Origin of the sequence: Formosa sejongensis, from assembly GCF_033447105.1 — a bacterium.
GTDB lineage: Bacteria > Bacteroidota > Bacteroidia > Flavobacteriales > Flavobacteriaceae > Formosa.
The window spans coordinates 1-18,422 of sequence record NZ_JAWQUN010000004.1 but is presented as its reverse complement, the minus strand read 5'-3'; the positions used below and the strand labels follow the sequence as shown (position 1 = coordinate 18,422).

Below are 18,422 nucleotides of genomic sequence, written 5' to 3'. Positions count from 1 at the left end.
AATTATTTAGTAATCCATTGTCCTGTTTCAGTTGCATAAGCGGTTTCAATTACGCCGTCTACACTTAACATTAATTTATATTCCTTAGCATCATTTATATATGCTTTAGAAATTGCTGCAGCTTTATAATCTTTTGCAACAGCTTCTGTAATTGCAGTAGGTAAATCGGATAGTTCTACTTGTGTATATTCACCCTGAATAGCTTTTACAATTTCCTTTTCACTATTTTCAGAATTTAGTACAGCTGCATAAAGTGAAATACTCCCTAAAACTAATGCTAATGCAATAATTATCTTTTTCATAATATCTTCTTTATTTGTATGTACTATATTGTTTGAAATAATAGTGAGTTGGTTTTATACTATTTATTAATCCATTTTCCGGCAGCATCTGTATACACAGTTTTTATTACGCCATCCATAGTAAGCTCTAATTTGTATTCCTTTAATTCGTTTACATATGCTTTAGAAATTGTTGCTTCAGAAAAATCTGCAGAAACGGCATCTGTTATTACTGTAGGCAATTCGCTAACCTTAATTTCTTTATACTCATCTTGTAAGACAAATATTCCATTTTCGAAAGCTACAACTGTAGGTGATGCTGCATAAAAAGACATATTACATATGACAACTGTTGCAACTGCTAGTGTTAAAAATAAATTTCTCATAATTTTAAGTTTTAATTTATATTCTGGTCACTCTTTATATTATTTATTTATCCAATGTCCGTTTTCATCGGTGTAAACAGTATTGGTTTTGCTATCTAAACTAAGGTCTAGTTTATATTCGTTTAATTCGTTTTTATAAACTTCAGAAATTTTTCCTTCTCCATAGTTTTTAACTACAGCTTCTATAATTGCTGTTGGTACAGCTTTAATTGAAATAGGAGTAAAATCTTCTTGAAAAACAATATCCATTATCCCATCGTGGAAAAACATGGTCTGTGTTGCTGTTGCATAGGTTGAAGCTCCTCCTAATGCTAATGCCGATGCTAATATTATATTTCTCATGTTGTTATGTTTTAAGCTTTTTAAAATTTGTTATTCTGATTAGTAATAAGAAATAAACATGCCATGCATAGTAAATATCCTCGCAAACGTTTTCAAGTCAACAAGGACAAAGGTTTCGAATAAAAAATAAAATTTGAGTAAAAATCATGAAGTGTGAAATGTGTGTAAAAAGATGTATCTCCTGTGAAAAAATTACACACTTTTTACACACTCTTTTTAATTATTAGTTGCTGACTTGCAATACAAGTGGGAATTCAAAAGTTCGAAATAACCAAAATCACCTATACTCGAACGTTTTTTATCCCTCATAAATATACTGTGCGAATAGTCAAGTAGTAATATTTCATAATTTCTATTTGAATAATTCAAATTCTTGCAGTCTCATTTAACTTATGGACAAGAATCCAAATACAAGTTTTTATATTGAATTTTTCATTACTGTTTTTGCTATTACAATTTTACGGACTTACCTTGCATACATCATTTAACTAATGCCATTGCTACAATACTAGAAATCAATCTAATGTAAGGACTAAAAAACTCAATAAAATTAATTCTAAAACAACTAATATATAATCACTAATTTAATTTTCAATACAATGAAAACATACATTTTATTCCTCTTCGCTTTATTTTCTATAATCAGTTGTAAAGAAAAAAACACAAGTTCGGAAACAGAGCAATCGAATACTAAAGAATCTACCCTGGGTGATCTTTATTATGGAACAGGAAATGTTACTCAAGGACTAGCAGAAACACAAATTGAAAGTCTGATTAATTGCAATGAGAAAGGAAGTAGAATTTCTGGTGTTGGTATAATAAAAGACACTTCCGGAAAAAGTTGGACCGTTCCTGGAACAAATCATTTTAACAAAGCGAGCAAAGCTTTCGATTTATACAATGAATGTAATAATATTACCCCCGAAAGCCTTTCTGAAGTAGATATAAATACCGTTCCTGTTTACGAAGTTGATGCCGATGGAGATATTATTACCGGTTATATTTTTGCCGATAATTATTTTGAACTATATATAAACGGTAAATTAATAGCTATCGACCCGGTTCCATTCACACCATTTAATTCAAACATTGTAAAGTTTAAAGTAAAAACACCTTACACTATTGCCGTAAAACTTATAGATTGGGAAGAACATTTAGGTTTAGGTTCGGAAAACAACAGAGGAAAAGATTTTCATCCAGGAGATGGTGGTTTTATCGCTAGTTTTAGTGATGGAACAGTTACCAGTTCGGCTTGGAAAGCACAAACATTTTATACCGCACCTATTAGCGATTTAAGTTGTTTGAGTGAAGACGGGGATAAAAGACTTTCTAAAAACTGTAATACGGATGGTGTTGACGATGGCACTTCATTTTATGGCATACATTGGGATATTCCTGAACACATTTTCGATAGTACATTCGATGATAGCCAATGGCCAAACGCTACGCCTTACACCGAAGACGAAATTGGTGTTAACAACAAAAAATCATATATGAATTTTATAGAAAAATTTAGTGGTGTAGGTGCCGAATTTATTTGGTCCACCAATGTTATTTTAGACAATGAAGTTATTGTACGTTACCAAGTAAAATAAACCCGCTTAAGAAACACAATCCATTCGCTTTGTTATTTTAAGTTATGCTTATAAGTTTCGTAATTGTAAAAATTAATTCTGAATATCAATTTTACATTATTATTTAACTATCAAATACTTACAATTTAAAAACATATAGGAAATTCGATATATTTGATTACATACGCTATACTAACGTATTAATATCTAAACTAAAACGAAGCAATATAAATGAAAAATCTATTTATAATACTGGTGTCAATCATCAGTATTTTTTCTTGTAAAGAAGAGAAATCGCAAAATATTACTACCGAATTTAAAACTGAATCTATTGAAATAGAAGACATATCTCCCAACACTTCAAAGTTTGAAGATGTTAATGGATGTAGTCAATATTCAAATCTCTACGCTGCTTTACCACATCTAGACAGCTACAAAAACATGTCGTTTTTAGATTTAGAGTGCATGTCTGAAGACCAAGAGAATAACGCCTTTTGGGCAAGTTTAAATACATCGTATTACGACTCAAAATCTGAAAATAAAATTGAAGTTAATTTATATGAAATTCGTGGTAAAATATCAGAAGCAAGAGATGTTCTTAGCATGGCAAAAACCATTTATAAGGACTTCACTCCGTTACAAAATTATTATAAAAGTAGTTTAACCTTTTTTGATAATGCTTCTGTTAATATTATGGAATCCAAAACTGAAGATGAATTTAGTAAAGCAACATATCTTGGTACTTACAAGGATAAATATGTTATTTTAATGAACATAGAAATGTTAGGACAGTTGAATATTGATAAAGTTGATGTATTTATTAAAGAATATCTGCAAGCTATAGTCTTAAACAAATTACAATAAAACTTAGATTATAAAATCTCGATATTAAGTATTTATTTCCCTCTGTTTTTTCATATAAAAATAACATTCCAAATCACAAGATGAAACTATTACAAAAGCAACAGTTATTTTAAACTGTTGTTTTTGTAATAATCAATTTATTACTCTTTTTTAGAGGAATTCTATTCTAGTTTATAGATTGTACAACTCATCCTTATAAAACAACAACTCGGTAATTCAAACTTCTAAAAAATTTAATAATATCTAATATTTGAATCGTTGAACTTAATTCGCATCAAATGGAAGCAACTATTAAAATATTAATTTACATTCACGCATTTTTTGGCGGATTGGGATTAATTACTGGAATTGGAAGTATTATAGTAAAAAAAGGAAGTGTCTTACATAAAAAAATGGGAAAACTATTTTCTATAGGAATGGTTACGAGTTCTCTTATTTCAATTCCAATTTCTTGGATGCCAAATCACGAAAATTTATTTTTATTTTTAATTGGATTATTCACAATATACCTTGTTATAGCAGGAAATAGAGCCTTAACTTTTAAAACAAGAGAAAAAGCCGATCCTATAGATAGAATCATTTCTGGCAGTATGCTGTTCTTTTCAGCGGCAATGATCTTAATCGGATTTTATGGCGTAATTAACTCTATTTCTATGAGTATATTATATCTATTTTTTGGAGGTTTTGGATTATTACTATCGATACAAGATTTTCGGTTTTACAATACCCTTTCAAGACCTAAAAACGCTTGGTTAATATCTCACATAGGAAAAATGATTGGCGCATTAATAGCCTCTGTTACAGCATTTATTATTGCTGGTTTATCCTTTACAAATATAATAGCTTGGACGCTACCTACTGTTCTTGGAACATTATATATTATGTATTGGAAAAGAAAAATGAGAGTAAAAACCATCACCTCTTAGGTGTTAATTTCAAAGTATTCTTGTATCATTTTATTGTAATTTCTACTTAAAAAAACGCATCAAAAATTTGAATATATATCTGTTAAGATTAGTTAAAAATGTTAAATCTGATACAAAACAAATTTTACGTATGCATAAAAATGTTTGATTTGTATTGAAATAATTAATAATCAAATATTATGAAAAAACTATTACTAGTCACCTTAATTTCTGTATTAGGGTTCACCAATGTTAACGCACAAGACATTCAATTTGGAGCCAAAGCAGGTCTTAATTTCGCATCTGTAGTTGGAGATTACAGTGACGATTTTGATACTGTAACAGCCTTTAATTTTGGTGTTATGGCAGAAATTCCTATATCGAGCACCTTCTCTTTTCAACCAGAATTAATATTTTCTGGCCAAGGTTATAGCATAGGAGATGATGTGGTTGCTTTAAATTATTTAAATGTGCCGTTAATGGCAAAATATTATGTAACCCAAGGTTTCAGTGTTCAAGCTGGCCCTCAAGTAGGTTTCTTACTAAATGTTAATGACGACGATTTAGGTATCGAAGATTCTTTTAATACCGTAGATTTTGGTATCAATTTAGGTCTAGGTTATAAACTAAAAAACGGTCTTAATTTTGACGCTCGATATAATATTGGTTTAACCAACATTAATGAAATTGATAGTATTAATAATAAAAATGGTGTTTTTCAAGTGTCTGTAGGATACTTCTTTTTCTAAAACATCTTACATTACATATATTAAAACCCAAGTTTAACTTGGGTTTTATTGTTTTAGCATATTTGGTATTGTAAAATAATAGTTCTATTCTTCAATAGATTACTCCTAAACGAGAAGAAAACATAGCTAGAAATTTACGAAAATAGTGTTACTATTGCATTTACTGTTTTAGCCATTTTCTGTCGTTTATAAAAACACAAAGTATGTGCCCTAAAAAATGAACTATTGAATGAATAGACAAACCAAAATTGTGATTTTATTCTTTTGTGTACTAAAGCTACTATTACATCTTATAGCAGACAGCCATTCCGGATTTCAGGGCGATGAGTTATTGCACATAGAAACAGGAAAACACCTTGCGTTTGGTTATATGGAATTCCCTCCATTAATTGCGGTTTTGGCATTCATCCAAAATCTATTGCATTCCAATTCCGTATTTATTCATCATCTATTCTCCCATCTTGCGGCATTGCTTATTATGATTTACGTAGCTAAGATAACACTCGAATTAGGTGGAAAAAATACAGCTGTTTTCCTAGCACTCTTGGCTAATATAATCGCTCCTGGATTTGGACGTTCGCAACAACTTTTTCAACCAGTGGTTTTTAGTCAGTTGTTTTGGGTTTTAGGCTTTTATCAATTGCTACGATTTGTAAAACACCTTGATAAAAAATCCTTATGGTACCTTACACTTTTTTGCATTCTTGGTTTTTCAACAAAATTCGATAGCATCTTTTTCATTTTCGGAATGTCATCATTATTTCTATTCAATAAAACAAGAACGGCATTAATCAAACATAAGTTTTGGATCCATATTATAGTATTTCTACTTTGTATTACACCAAACCTAATCTGGCAATATTTAAATGATTTCCCTTTATTACAAATGACAACTAAACTTTATGAAACCCAATTAAATAAAATAAGTCGAACTGAAAATATAATGAATTTATTAGTGGCGATTAACCCTATAGTCTCTTTGATGTTAATAACGCCTGCAATTATTTTAATCCTAAAAACAAAAGGCAATTTTGTAATTCGTATACTATCAATCTCTATTGGACTTTCATGTTTATTACTCCTATTTAAGAATGGCAAAAGTTATTATTTCTTTCCATTACTATTAACACTTATACCATTTGGAGCCCTATTCTGGGAACAAAAAGTAGTATCTAAAAGACACTGGGGAATTTATCCTATTACTGTAATAATGCTTTTTGGCACTTTACTCATTCCTTTCGGCATGCCAATTTATAGTTTTAATCACTATCTTAGAAACATATATCCTTACGAAGAAAATAAGATTCAAGGTGGTGAGTACGGTATAAAATATGATGAATATTACACACAGAACAAGTGGGAAATAACAATGCAAAACTTAAAATCGGTGTATGATAGTTTACCGAATAAGGAGAGACAGAATACTTTAATTTGGGGTAAACATTATGCACAGGCAGGAGCTGTAAGTCTATTGGGTGAATCTTATAATCTGCCAAAACCATTCTCTTATCATGGTAGTTTTTATAGTTGGTCTCCTACAGGAAAAATGCCTGAAACCGTTATTGCTTTAAGTTATCAGGTTGGAGATTTTTTTGAACCTTATTTCGAAAATGTAATTTTGGTTAAATCTATTTACAACCCTTATGCCGATAATGAAGAGGAACTTTATCAAAGGATTTATATTTGTAAATACCCCAAACAGAATTTCGATGCGATGAAGACAATATTCAAGAATAGAGTATTTGAATAAGAATCTGTTAGATTTCCCTACAAGAATAATTTCAGAACAAACTAGATTTTCGACCATTCAATTAATTATAAAATGAATAGAGCAGTCTATACTTTTAGATTTTTGGGATAAAAAATGCTTAAGAAGTGTACCTTTATTTCATTCTATAACAGACCAATTTCAATAACAAAACACATCAATTGTGGATTCAAAGCTATGTTATGCTTGAAAACTGACAGATTTTGTTCAACCATAACTTAGGTATTATATCTTTGCCTAAAAAAGAGCTTGCTAAATACAAATCGCTTAGCTAATTTAGTATTGAATAAAAAGGAGTATACTTGGACTTGTAATTTACAGATCATGATGGGATTTCGTAATCTATTTCCGTTACAGAAAGGCTAAAAACAACACAAACACCTTATAATTAACTACTTTAAAAAAACAAGATAAGATACATTTTCTGCTAGATAAAGTGATTTATCAGCATCTGAAACTTTAAAACAAGTATAAAGTCTAACTAATTTGTATTAAAAATAGAATAACAATGGTCTATTATCAAAGGGCTAAAAACATAAAAACATGACACAAGAAGAATTTTTAGAAAAAAATGTATTTACAGGTTTAAAAAATGATGATGAAAACACTAGTGATCGTTATTTTTCTGAGGAAGATTTTACAGAGGTTTTAAAACAATGCGAACACTACGGCATTGCAGTTTACGACATCTCAACCACGTTGGATGGTGAAGAGCACAAAACAATACAACATGAAGCCTTTAGAAAAAAAGCAACAGATGAAAACTGGTATAAAAAAGAGTTTAACAACTTAAAACGTGACCAAAAAGGTTTACAATTTTCTGCAACCTACAAAGTTTCTAAAAAATTATTGGCTAGATAATACCTAAACCTCATTCTAAACTTAATTTAGAATGAGGTTTAATCATAATAACAAATACGGTATATCAAGCATTAGCATAACTTCAATTTTAAGCTGCATTTAAATATTTCTGAAGGATTACATTATCTGTAAACATGTACTTTCCATATAAAACGGCTCTAGAATAATTCTCATTGTTCTTCAACATTAAAAGAGATAAAAACTCCAAAACCCTATTTTTCACTGTATACCAACTAAATATACCTTATTTAGGGTATTTCACATATAATATTAATTCGATACATTTCAAATATTTATAACCTGTCTAATAAATCTTTTAATAGGGTTTTTGAAAAACATGTATTTTTTATTATTCCTATTAAGCTTAGTTCAATTACATGGAAAAAACAGAAGTTATGTCTCAAAAGCAGGGATTAATTTAAAACTACTTGTTATTATGAAAAAATCAATTAAAATCCTTAATCAGCTGATATTATTGGTTCTGTTTTCAATATTGACTTTTACAATTCAAAGTTTTAATCAGAAAAAAAAAGAATAATACCTCCAATTTCTGAATTTGATTTAGCAACTGTCAAGCATGAAATTGAGCAAGCTAACATGAATTTTATAGCGTTGGTTGTTGCAGGCGATTCGGTAGCTATAGCAAATTCTTATACTAAAGATACCAAATTTATGCATCCAGTAGCTCCTGCCGTTGTGGGAAAAGCGAATATACAAACAGCCATGTCTAATATTGTACAATCGGGTATTAAAGGTATCCAAATTAAGCTCGAAAACGTTTATGGAACTGAAGATTTAATTGCAGAAGAAGGTGAATTAACACTTTTTTCAGGTGATGATACTGTTGCTTTAGAAAAGTATATTGTACTATGGAAAAAAGAAGATGGTAAGTAGAAATTATTTAGAGATATTTTTAATTCAAATTTACCAGCCAAATAGGTGCTTATTTGCATACTCCTACAACTGTAATCCTTTACCATTAACATTGTTAAAGCTACTACAAACTCATCTTAGTAAAAGAAAACCAATTCAATTATTATTCGAACTGATTTAAAAATTTAGTCTATAGTCCTTCTAGCGAGTAAGGTATTTACTTCCTCTAAACTATCATCATTATCTAATAAAATTACGAGTATATCGAGCGCCTCAATAATTGTAGATCCTCCAGGTCGGACAAATTTACCATTTCGCTTTATCATTACTATAAAAGCAGATTTCGGGAAATGTAAATCAATAATACGTTTATTTACTGCATAGCTATTTAACGGAATAGTTGTTTCTTCCATTGCAGATTTTGGCAAATCTAAAACATACCTTTCGTTTTCAGATATAACCTTTTTTTCTTCAGGCAAGCCAACATTTAGCCACTTTGCAACAACAGATAAAGTTGTGCCTTGAATTAAAATAGACGTTACAGAAATAAAGAATACAATATTGAAAATTATATTTGCTTTATCAATCCCTGCTAAAAGCGGATAAGTTGCAAATACAATAGGAACTGCGCCACGTAAACCAACCCACGATATGAAAAAACGTCTTCTCATTTTCATCTTAAAAAACATCGTACTTATAAGGACACTTACCGGTCTTGCAACTACAATTAGGAATAGAGAAATAAGCAGACCAATGCCCATATAAGGAATAATTTGAGATGGAAACACAAGTAAACCTAAAGTAAGGAACAGCACAATTTGCATAAGCCACGCCATACCATCAAACATTTTTAAGATGGTAGATTTATGAATTAGATCCTGATTTCCTAAGTAAACCGAGCAAATATAAATGGCAAGAAATCCATTTCCTCCTACAAAGTCTGTTGCAGAAAACGTAATAAACATTAAAGCAATCACTAAAACGGGATAAAGACCTTCAAAGTCCAATGTAATTCTGTTAATAATTAGTTTACTAAGCTTACCGAAACCAAAGCCAGCAATCCCTCCTACTATCATTTGCTGAAAAAACATTATAATGATTGTTGAAACATTTTGATCTTGATTTATTACTAAACTCAAGAATGCTAAAGTCAGCACATATGCCATCGGATCGTTACTCCCACTTTCTAATTCCAATGTAGGTCTTAGATTGGACCTCAATGCTAAATTCTTCGATCTTAATATTGAAAATACGGCAGCGGCATCTGTCGATGATACAATAGAGCCTAGCAACATACTTTCGAAAATAGTAAAATCGGTAACATACCAAACGAAAGTCCCCAGCGTAACGGCTGTAAGTAAAACACCAAGTGTTGATAAAACAAGTCCCTCTTTTAGGATTGGTTTTACCGAATTAAAATTTGTGTCTAAACCACCCGAAAACAGAATAAAGTTAAGAGAAACAATTCCTATAAACTGTGCGAGTTTAGGATCATCAAAACGGATACCTCCAATGCCATCAGAACCTGCCAACATTCCTATAGACAAGAAAAGGATTAATGTTGGAACTCCAAACTTATAGGAAGTCTTCCCCACAATTATACTTATAAAAAGTAATACTGAGCCAACTAAAAGTATATTTTCAATGGTTAAAATCATTCTTTGATATCTTAAATCTAAAAAAAACAAATTTACTTTTTTTTAGCAATAGACATAAGATAATACGCCCAACATTTCGAGAATGTTTAGCATATGCTATTGATTATGACATTATAACTCTCCATTTTCCTATTTTAGGATTTCGATGTCTTTTTTCATGTAATTATTAGGAAGAATTTATTTGAGGTAAAAATGAAAGTCTTTAAGTCAAACTACGTTTTCGAAAGTCTATATCTTAGTTTTCGAACAATAAAAACTACTATTATGAACGTACAAGCTTATTTTGCCTTTCAAGGTAACTGTCAAGAAGCACTTAACTTTTATAGAGACATTTTTAACGCTGAAATTTTAAATAAACAAACATATAAGGATAGTAAAGTTGATGTTCCATCGACATATCGAGAGAAATTACAGCACGCAGAATTAAAAGGAAAAGGCATACATATAATGGCTTACGATGCATCTCCAGACACTCCAATTAATCACGGTAATCAGATACATATGAGTGTAGATTTAAACTCTAAAGAAGATGCTGAAGCTCTTTTCGGAAAACTCTCAGATAACGGAAAAATACACCATGAATTTAGAGAACGAGAATGGGGATATTTTGGAAGATGCTCAGATCAATTTGGTATTAACTGGATGGTAAATAGTAAACAATAACATTAATTAAACAACTCACATTATGCAAATAATATTTGAATATCACGACGTAACAGCAAGCGATGCGCTTGAAGAAGTAACGAAGGAAAAGTTAGAAAAACTAGGAACAAAATTTAGCATGGTTATTCGTGCCGATGTGTTTTTTAAAACAGAAAACACAACATCAGACGAAACTGGAAAAATTTGTAATATAAGATTAAGCTTACCAGGACCTCGTTTGTTTGCAGAATCAAGTCATGATAATTTTACAGATTCGGTGTCGGAGTCTATAAACGACCTAGAACGACAACTACGAAAACGTAAAGACAAAATGAGTACATATTAAAAATAACAACTAAAATCTTAACATATGAAACCGACAGTTTTATTAGGAGCCGCTTCCGCATTAATGAGAAGCAAGAAATTAAAAATTGTATTTGTCGCACTACAATTAGGTTATTTAACCTACAAATTATTAGAAAAAAATCCTGAGGAGGAGCATGAAGAATTAGCACAATAAGTGCATACGCGAGAATATAAAGACTAAAAAAGGTCGTCTATAATATAAATAGACGACCTTTTTTTTGTTCACTATTATTAGACAATTTTAAAAGTAGAATTCTAATACGTTTTGAAATCGAATGAGCAAATAACAAAATCATTTGCATCATTCTGTATATGCATTGATTAGTAATTTTACTCAAAACAAATTGATAAATCGTTTGATGTATAATCAAACGTCTTAATTAAAAAAACAAAAATCATGAAAGCATTTAATGAAAAAACCGAAAGCAAAATTAATGATCTTATTGAAAAGACTTATGATGCTGAAAAAGGATTCAAGAAAGTATCAGATCATGTGGATAATCCAAGATTGAAAACCTTTTTCAATGAAAAGGCCAGAGAAAGAAGTGGATATATAAACGAATTAACCAATACACTTAGAAGTCAAGGTATGAATGTTACGGAAAACGATGGAAGTGTATCGGGCTCTCTTCATCGTGCCTGGATTGACACAAAAGCATTCTTCTCGTTCGATAACGACGAATCTATGTTAGAAGAAGTTAGAAATGGTGAAAAAGTAGCGGTTAATGATTACGAAGAAATTCTTAATAATTACGAATTAAATCTACCTTTAAGAGAAGTGCTTCTAAAGCAAAAAAATGCTATTGAAATGAATAGTAAAAAAGTAGATTATTTAGAAGATATCCACTAAAAAAAATCTTTAAAATCTCATATTAAATAGTAAAAAAAGAGTTTAGGTTGTTCGTTTAACAATCTAAACTCTTTTTACTTGGTATTAATATTACTCAAAATATGCAATCAAATACATTTTCTGAATTGAAAATTAACTATCCTTAAAAACAACGTTAATACCTAGTAATCAAAATCCTACTTGTTTTATTTGAGTTAATTTAAAAACGTATTGCATTATTCTCATACTGTAGATTTAATAATTTTATTTAAAATTTTATTAGCCATGAAAGACAACCAGAAACACCAAGAATCACAAAGTGAAAAAACAGAACAATTAAAATCTTTTGAAAAGGATAGTTTAGGAAAAGTTTTGACCACTAATCAAGGATTAAAAGTTAACGACACCAATAATTCTTTAAAATCTGGCGAACGCGGATCAACGCTTTTGGAAGATTTTTTACTCCGAGAAAAAATTACAAATTTCGATCATGAACGTATCCCAGAACGTATTGTACATGCTAGAGGAAGTGGTGCACATGGCTATTTTGAACTTTACAAAAATTTAGAAGAATTTACTAAAGCTGGTATTTTTACAGATACTAAAAGAAGAACACCTGTATTTGTAAGATTTTCTACTGTTGCGGGATCTAAAGGCTCTACAGATTTGGCACGAGATGTACGTGGTTTTGCCGTTAAATTTTATACTAAAGAGGGTACATGGGATTTAGTAGGAAACAATATGCCTATCTTTTTTATTCAAGATGCCATGAAATTCCCTGACCTTATTCATGCTGTAAAGCCAGAACCGAATAAGGAAATCCCACAAGCAGCTTCTGCTCACGACACCTTTTACGATTTTATTTCAAGAACTACAGAAACGCTTCATAACCAAATTTGGGTCATGAGTGATCGTGCAATTCCTAGAAGTCTTAGAATGATGGAAGGATTCGGAATACATACTTTTAGACTAATTAATAAAGAAGGAAAATCTCATTTTGTGAAATTCCATTGGAAACCACTTTTAGGAATTCATTCGGTGACTTGGGATGAAGCAGTGAAAATTAGCGGTGCAGATTCCGATTTCCACAGAAGAGATTTATGGGATGCTATTGAATCGGGACAATTTCCTGAATGGGAATTAGGCTTACAAATTATACCTGAAGAGGATGAACATAAATTCGATTTCGATTTATTAGACCCTACTAAATTGGTACCAGAAGAAATGGTACCTGTAAAAATTGTAGGTAAAATGACATTAAATAAAAATCCTGAAAATTTCTTTGCAGAAACAGAGCAAGTTGCTTTTTTACCTGGACACATCGTTCCCGGTTTAGATTTTACTAACGATCCGTTATTACAAGGCCGATTATTCTCGTATAGAGACACACAATTATCACGTTTAGGAGGTCCAAACTTTAATCAAATACCAATTAACAGACCTATTGTAGAAACACACAATAATCAGCGTGACGGATTAATGCAAACTGAGATTCCTAAAGGACAAACAGCATATTTTCCTAATTCATTAGGTGGTGGTTGTCCACACTTAGCAAAAATGGCAGAAGGCGGTTTTCATTCTTACGAAGAACGTATAGATGCTAAAAAGATAAGAACTCGAAGCGCTAGTTTTAGCGATCACTTCTCTCAACCTGCTTTATTTTACAGAAGTTTAGAACCTTGGGAACAAAAACACGTATTAGAAGCTTACAGTTTCGAACTTGGTAAATGTACGCAAGCGCCTATTCAAGAACGTATGCTTTGGATTATCGATCAAATTGATAATGATTTGGCACATAAAGTTGCAGAAAACTTAGGTTTAAAAGTACCTAAAAACATTGAGAAACCAATTAATCAAGCCATTGGTGCAGACGCAGACACTTCTAAACACGAACCTTCAAGAAAAAATGTTTATTTAGAAAAATCGCCAGCTTTAAGCCAGACCAAATCCAAATATAATACAATTGCCACAAGACAAATTGCAGTTTTAGCAGCAGAAGGTTTTAATGAAAAGCAATACAAAACCATTGCCGATTCTTTTGAAAAAGAAGGTGCTGTTTTAAAGATTATTGCACCACATGGCGGAAGTATAAAAAGTGATGCTGAAAAAACACATAAAGTACATGAATCTATTATGACGACAGAAAGTGTGTTATACGATGCGGTATATATTCCGGGTGGTAAAAAATCTATTGAATGGTTAAAGAATTCTTCAAAATATATAAAATTTATAAATGAGGCCTTTAAGCATTGTAAAGCGATTGCTGTAGATGATGAAGGTGAAACATTATTGGATTTATCATTTGTAAAGGATTATAAAGAGGATGCTGCTGTTTTTATTAACGGTACAGAAGCAGATTTTAAATCGGCCATAGCAAAACATAGAAATTGGGACCGTTTACCTGTTGTGGATAGCATTCCTGTTTAAACACATTTTATAAACATAATGGAAGTTAGTGAAATAATTATTTAATTTTTTTTGCACAGCAATCTTAAAATCATTGCCGTAATACCCTGATTAATTAGAGTATAACAGATAAAAAAGTTAAAGATTTATCTTCCATTATGTTTATTATTTTAATTACAGATTCCTTTTCTTTGACTGTTTTCAAATGTGATAACTAATTTAAATTTAGATGTAATTTATAAATTTTGAAGATGTTCTCGATTAAATAGTAATATGTAAACATCCTTAAAATAGGGAAGCTTAAAATACCACTTGAATAATTTTGTTATATATATATATATATTGGTTTTCAAATATCTATAATATACTTAAATTTTTGTTCTGTTTCTGTACATTACAATTTTCAAGATTCATAATTTCTACTAACCGTTAGCCCATACCATGCTATATATACAAAGCATATCATTGGTAATATAAATGAAAAATTCACTTCTGAAACTCCTAAAATTTTGGTGTCAGAAACACCGTTTCCTCCAATATCAATAATTAAAGCTTGTAATTTCGGCATCAAAGCTCCTCCTACAATTGACATGATTAGACCTGCAGATCCCACTTTAGATTGCTCTTCTGTTAAATCCCCCAACGCTATTCCATAAATTGTTGGAAACATTAACGACATAAAAAAAGACACTCCTACTAAGCTATACAGTCCAAAAACACCTTGAATAAATATGGTCATTAGTACAAAAACAATACCTCCCAAAGCGAAGTACATTAGTAATTTTCCTGAACTAATAGATCTTAATAAGTATGTTCCAAGAGCACGACCTATTGTAAAAAGCACAAAAGCTGCCATTTGGTAATATCCTGCTGTAACACTATCTATTCCTATTGCCTCTGCATACTGATAAATATATGTCCAACACATTATCAAACACCCTGTATGAAAAATTTGGGCAATTACTCCTAATACGTATTTTCTATTTTTACTTAAAGTTTTAAAGGTTTCACCAATATTCGGCATTTCACCTTCGGCCTTAGATTGAGGCATTTTCTTTACCAAAAACAAAACGAAAACTACTAAAATTACCAATCCTAAAATAACATAAGGATCACGAATAACCATCAAATCCGATGTCTTTATTAATGTTTTAGACACTTCATCTAATGAACTATAGTTTTCTATATCATCCGACTTTAAGTTTTTTAAGACAAATTGTTGTGCAACAAATAGACCAACGATTAACCCAATTGGATTAAATGCCTGAGCCAAATTTAAACGCTGGGTAGCTGTTTCTTTTGCTCCCATTGCAAGAGCGTATGGATTTGCTGCGGTTTCAAGAAATGCCAATCCAAATGTTAGAATGTATAATCCTAAACAAAAAAACCAAAACTGCTCTGTAATAGCAGCAGGATAAAAAAGCAAGGCACCACAAGCATATAAACCTAACCCTATTAGAATACCCACCTTATAAGAGTATTTACGCATAAACATTGCTGCAGGTAATGCCATACAAAAATATCCACCGTAGAAAGCCATTTGCACCCAAGCTGCTTCGGAGTTAGAAAGTTCCAAAACTTTTTTAAAAGCCTGAACCATGGGATCGGTTACTGCGTTTGCGAATCCCCATAAAGCAAACAATGAGGTGATTAATATAAAGGGGATTAAAAACTTCTTCTCTACTACAGGTTTGTTTTTTATATTTTTCATTATTAGTTCTTATTGTTTAATACTAGTATATCACTATTTAAAATTCATAAACCAACATAATTTTCTTGTTTAAATTTTAATGATTCACTCAATGATATACTTCATGAAAACCCGTAAAAAATAATGTATTAAATGAAATTATATTTCAAATTAACTATCTTCTTTTCTACATTTAATTTAGTTAAAACGACACTCTCAATATCAACATATCTCAAATGCCTTTTTAAATATTTACTTAATTGTTTAGAAAGCATAATAGCCAAGCATAGCGTGTGAACTTTATAAATTAAAGCATATGATTGTTCTTTAGATTGCTTTATTTAAAGTTAATCTTACAATCCAAATAGTCTTGGTAAAAACATTGAAATACTCGGAATATAAAGCACCATTAACAATACGATTACCATGATAATCAAAAATGGAATCAATGGTTTTATAACTTCAGAAACCGATATATTAGCCACTCCACTACCAACAAATAAAATGGTTCCCACTGGTGGGGTACACAAACCAATACATAAATTAAGGACCATAACAATTCCAAAATGCACAGGATCCATACCCAATTCCATCACTACAGGTAAGAAAATAGGTGTAAAAATTAATACCGCTGGTGTAATATCCATAAATGTTCCTACTATTAGTAAAATGATATTTATAATCAAGAATATCACAAACGGGTTGCTAAACTGATTTAATAAAAAGTCACTCATTAATGCCGGAATACTTTCAAAAGAAAATAACCAAGACATCGCCATAGATGTACAAATTAAAAACATTACAACGGCTGTCGTTTTCGCACTCGTTAATAAAATATCTGGAAAATCTTTTACACTAACATCTTTATAAATAAGTGCTAGAACTGCTGCATATAATACCGCAATTACAGAAGCTTCGGTGGCTGTAAAAATACCCGCGACTATTCCGCCTACCACAATAACTAATAATAATAAACTAAAAAAGGCCTTCTTAAAATAAGTCCAAATCATTCTTAAAGGTGCACGTTCACCTTTTTTAAATTTTTTCTTAATTGCAACATACGCAATGTACCCCATAAGTGCTAAACCTAATAGTATTCCTGGAATATAACCTGCGATGAATAAAGCTGCTACAGATGCCGAGCCTCCACTCGCTAGTGCGTACACTATTAAAATATTACTGGGTGGTATTAATAATCCTGTGGTAGAGGATGTAATATTCACCGAAGCACTAAATGCTCTTGGGTAACCTTCTTCTTCCATTCTATCGGTCATAATACTACCAATTGCAGACGTTGCTGCAATTGCAGATCCTGAAATTGCACCAAATAACATCGATGCCAAAACGTTTACATATGCTAACCCTCCGGGCAAACTCGCTACAATAGATTTTGCGAAATTTATAAGCCTATTGGCTATACCTCCGCGCTTCATAATTTCTCCGGCTAATACAAAAAAGGGAATGGCTAATAGTGCAAAACTATCTATACCCGTAATCATACGCTGTGAAATGGTTGTTATACCCGGTAAATTTTCGATATTTAAAAGTAAACTCAAGGTGGTAGAGATACCAATACTATACGCTACGGGTACTTTTAATAGTAGTAAAATGAAAAAACTTACAAACAGAACAAGGATACTTATAACTTCTATACTCATCTTTAATCTCTAATTTTATTAGTTAATATTCCTGAAATGTGATAGACTGAAAACATCATAATAATTAAACCACTAATAGGCATAATCATATAAATATAGCCTAGCGGAATTCGTAATGTTCCTGATAATTGATTAAGATGAAGCGTGATATACACTAAGTTAAATCCACCAACAACCATAACCACCCCAGCAAATATGAAGATTAAAACTTCAATAGCTATTGAGGCTTTTTTCTGAGTCTTTGCAGACCATTTTCTGTATAAGAAATCCATTGATAAATGTTCGCGTTTGGCATTTAAATAGGCTGCTCCTAAGATGGATAACCATATTAATGAGAACCTAGCAAACTCTTCCGTAAAGGAAAATGACATTTTTAAGACGTAGCGAGAAAACACTTGCCACAATACGTCTAAAACTAGCAATCCAAAAATAATGACAAGAAGTTTTGCCATCACTGTTTCCATCCGATTAAAAAAAGTATCTATTTTCATATTATTTAACGGCTTTTATACGATTAACAAGTGGCGCAAGTGCGGGGTATTCTTCAACAAAAGTTTCCATAACAGGTAC

Annotated in this window: 19 protein-coding genes; 12 read left to right on the top strand and 7 right to left on the bottom strand. The window is 31.1% G+C overall.

Going from position 1 to position 18,422, the window contains the following annotated elements:
* Positions 1-2 precede the first annotated feature (2 nt).
* Genes R6X41_RS05765 through R6X41_RS05755 form a run of 3 tightly spaced genes read right to left on the bottom strand, consistent with a single transcriptional unit; the run spans position 3 to position 1,009 of the window.
* On the bottom strand, positions 3-302 hold the full coding sequence (locus tag R6X41_RS05765) for a hypothetical protein (protein WP_318498301.1): 300 nt from the start codon (positions 300-302) through the stop codon (positions 3-5).
* A 59-nt stretch (positions 303-361) separates the two neighbouring features.
* Positions 362-667, bottom strand: coding sequence for a hypothetical protein (locus tag R6X41_RS05760; RefSeq protein ID WP_318498300.1), 306 nt, complete (start codon positions 665-667; stop codon positions 362-364).
* A 39-nt stretch (positions 668-706) separates the two neighbouring features.
* Complete coding sequence (locus R6X41_RS05755) at positions 707-1,009, bottom strand: hypothetical protein (protein ID WP_318498298.1); 303 nt, start codon at positions 1,007-1,009, stop codon at positions 707-709.
* 599 nt (positions 1,010-1,608) lie between these two features.
* On the opposite strand from R6X41_RS05755, the gene R6X41_RS05750 reads away from it, so the two are divergent.
* From R6X41_RS05750 to R6X41_RS05720, 7 genes are all read left to right on the top strand, one after another.
* Positions 1,609-2,604 carry a hypothetical protein gene (locus R6X41_RS05750; protein ID WP_318498296.1) on the top strand — a complete coding sequence of 332 codons (996 nt, stop codon included), beginning with the start codon at positions 1,609-1,611 and terminating at the stop codon, positions 2,602-2,604.
* A 210-nt stretch (positions 2,605-2,814) separates the two neighbouring features.
* Positions 2,815-3,447 (top strand): hypothetical protein, encoded by a 633-nt coding sequence (locus tag R6X41_RS05745; RefSeq protein ID WP_318498294.1) that lies wholly within the window; start codon positions 2,815-2,817, stop codon positions 3,445-3,447.
* Between the two features lie 278 nt (positions 3,448-3,725).
* Positions 3,726-4,373, top strand: coding sequence for a hypothetical protein (locus R6X41_RS05740; RefSeq protein ID WP_318498293.1), 648 nt, complete (start codon positions 3,726-3,728; stop codon positions 4,371-4,373).
* Between the two features lie 179 nt (positions 4,374-4,552).
* Positions 4,553-5,101: a porin family protein gene (locus R6X41_RS05735; protein WP_318498291.1), complete on the top strand. Its 549-nt coding sequence runs from the start codon at positions 4,553-4,555 to the stop codon at positions 5,099-5,101.
* A gap of 229 nt (positions 5,102-5,330) precedes the next feature.
* Positions 5,331-6,851, top strand: a complete 1,521-nt coding sequence (locus R6X41_RS05730) for a glycosyltransferase family 39 protein (protein ID WP_318498289.1) — start codon at positions 5,331-5,333, stop codon at positions 6,849-6,851.
* A gap of 561 nt (positions 6,852-7,412) precedes the next feature.
* Positions 7,413-7,730 (top strand): hypothetical protein, encoded by a 318-nt coding sequence (locus tag R6X41_RS05725; RefSeq protein WP_318498288.1) that lies wholly within the window; start codon positions 7,413-7,415, stop codon positions 7,728-7,730.
* Between the two features lie 597 nt (positions 7,731-8,327).
* Positions 8,328-8,624: a nuclear transport factor 2 family protein gene (locus R6X41_RS05720; protein WP_318498286.1), complete on the top strand. Its 297-nt coding sequence runs from the start codon at positions 8,328-8,330 to the stop codon at positions 8,622-8,624.
* A 164-nt stretch (positions 8,625-8,788) separates the two neighbouring features.
* Here the strand turns inward: R6X41_RS05720 and R6X41_RS05715 are convergent, their stop codons facing one another.
* Positions 8,789-10,261 carry a potassium/proton antiporter gene (locus tag R6X41_RS05715; protein WP_318498283.1) on the bottom strand — a complete coding sequence of 491 codons (1,473 nt, stop codon included), beginning with the start codon at positions 10,259-10,261 and terminating at the stop codon, positions 8,789-8,791.
* Between the two features lie 264 nt (positions 10,262-10,525).
* On the opposite strand from R6X41_RS05715, the gene R6X41_RS05710 reads away from it, so the two are divergent.
* The 5 genes from R6X41_RS05710 (at position 10,526) to R6X41_RS05690 (ending at position 14,525) form a co-directional block, all read left to right on the top strand.
* On the top strand, positions 10,526-10,924 hold the full coding sequence (locus R6X41_RS05710) for a VOC family protein (RefSeq protein ID WP_318498281.1): 399 nt from the start codon (positions 10,526-10,528) through the stop codon (positions 10,922-10,924).
* A 22-nt stretch (positions 10,925-10,946) separates the two neighbouring features.
* Complete coding sequence (gene hpf, locus R6X41_RS05705; protein ID WP_318498280.1) at positions 10,947-11,249, top strand: ribosome hibernation-promoting factor, HPF/YfiA family; 303 nt, start codon at positions 10,947-10,949, stop codon at positions 11,247-11,249.
* 24 nt (positions 11,250-11,273) lie between these two features.
* A complete protein-coding gene (locus tag R6X41_RS05700; protein ID WP_318498278.1) occupies positions 11,274-11,423 on the top strand; it encodes a hypothetical protein in 150 nt (49 codons plus the stop codon).
* A 243-nt stretch (positions 11,424-11,666) separates the two neighbouring features.
* Complete coding sequence (locus R6X41_RS05695) at positions 11,667-12,119, top strand: ferritin-like domain-containing protein (protein ID WP_318498277.1); 453 nt, start codon at positions 11,667-11,669, stop codon at positions 12,117-12,119.
* A 264-nt stretch (positions 12,120-12,383) separates the two neighbouring features.
* Positions 12,384-14,525, top strand: a complete 2,142-nt coding sequence (locus R6X41_RS05690) for a catalase (RefSeq protein WP_318498275.1) — start codon at positions 12,384-12,386, stop codon at positions 14,523-14,525.
* A 382-nt stretch (positions 14,526-14,907) separates the two neighbouring features.
* Here R6X41_RS05690 and fucP read toward each other — a convergent pair whose 3' ends face one another.
* The 3 genes from fucP to R6X41_RS05675 form a co-directional block, all read right to left on the bottom strand.
* Complete coding sequence (fucP, locus tag R6X41_RS05685) at positions 14,908-16,215, bottom strand: L-fucose:H+ symporter permease (RefSeq protein ID WP_318498273.1); 1,308 nt, start codon at positions 16,213-16,215, stop codon at positions 14,908-14,910.
* Between the two features lie 332 nt (positions 16,216-16,547).
* Positions 16,548-17,852, bottom strand: coding sequence for a TRAP transporter large permease (locus R6X41_RS05680; protein ID WP_318498271.1), 1,305 nt, complete (start codon positions 17,850-17,852; stop codon positions 16,548-16,550).
* 2 nt (positions 17,853-17,854) lie between these two features.
* Positions 17,855-18,304: a TRAP transporter small permease gene (locus R6X41_RS05675; protein ID WP_318498270.1), complete on the bottom strand. Its 450-nt coding sequence runs from the start codon at positions 18,302-18,304 to the stop codon at positions 17,855-17,857.
* Between the last annotated feature and the right edge of the window lie 118 nt (positions 18,305-18,422).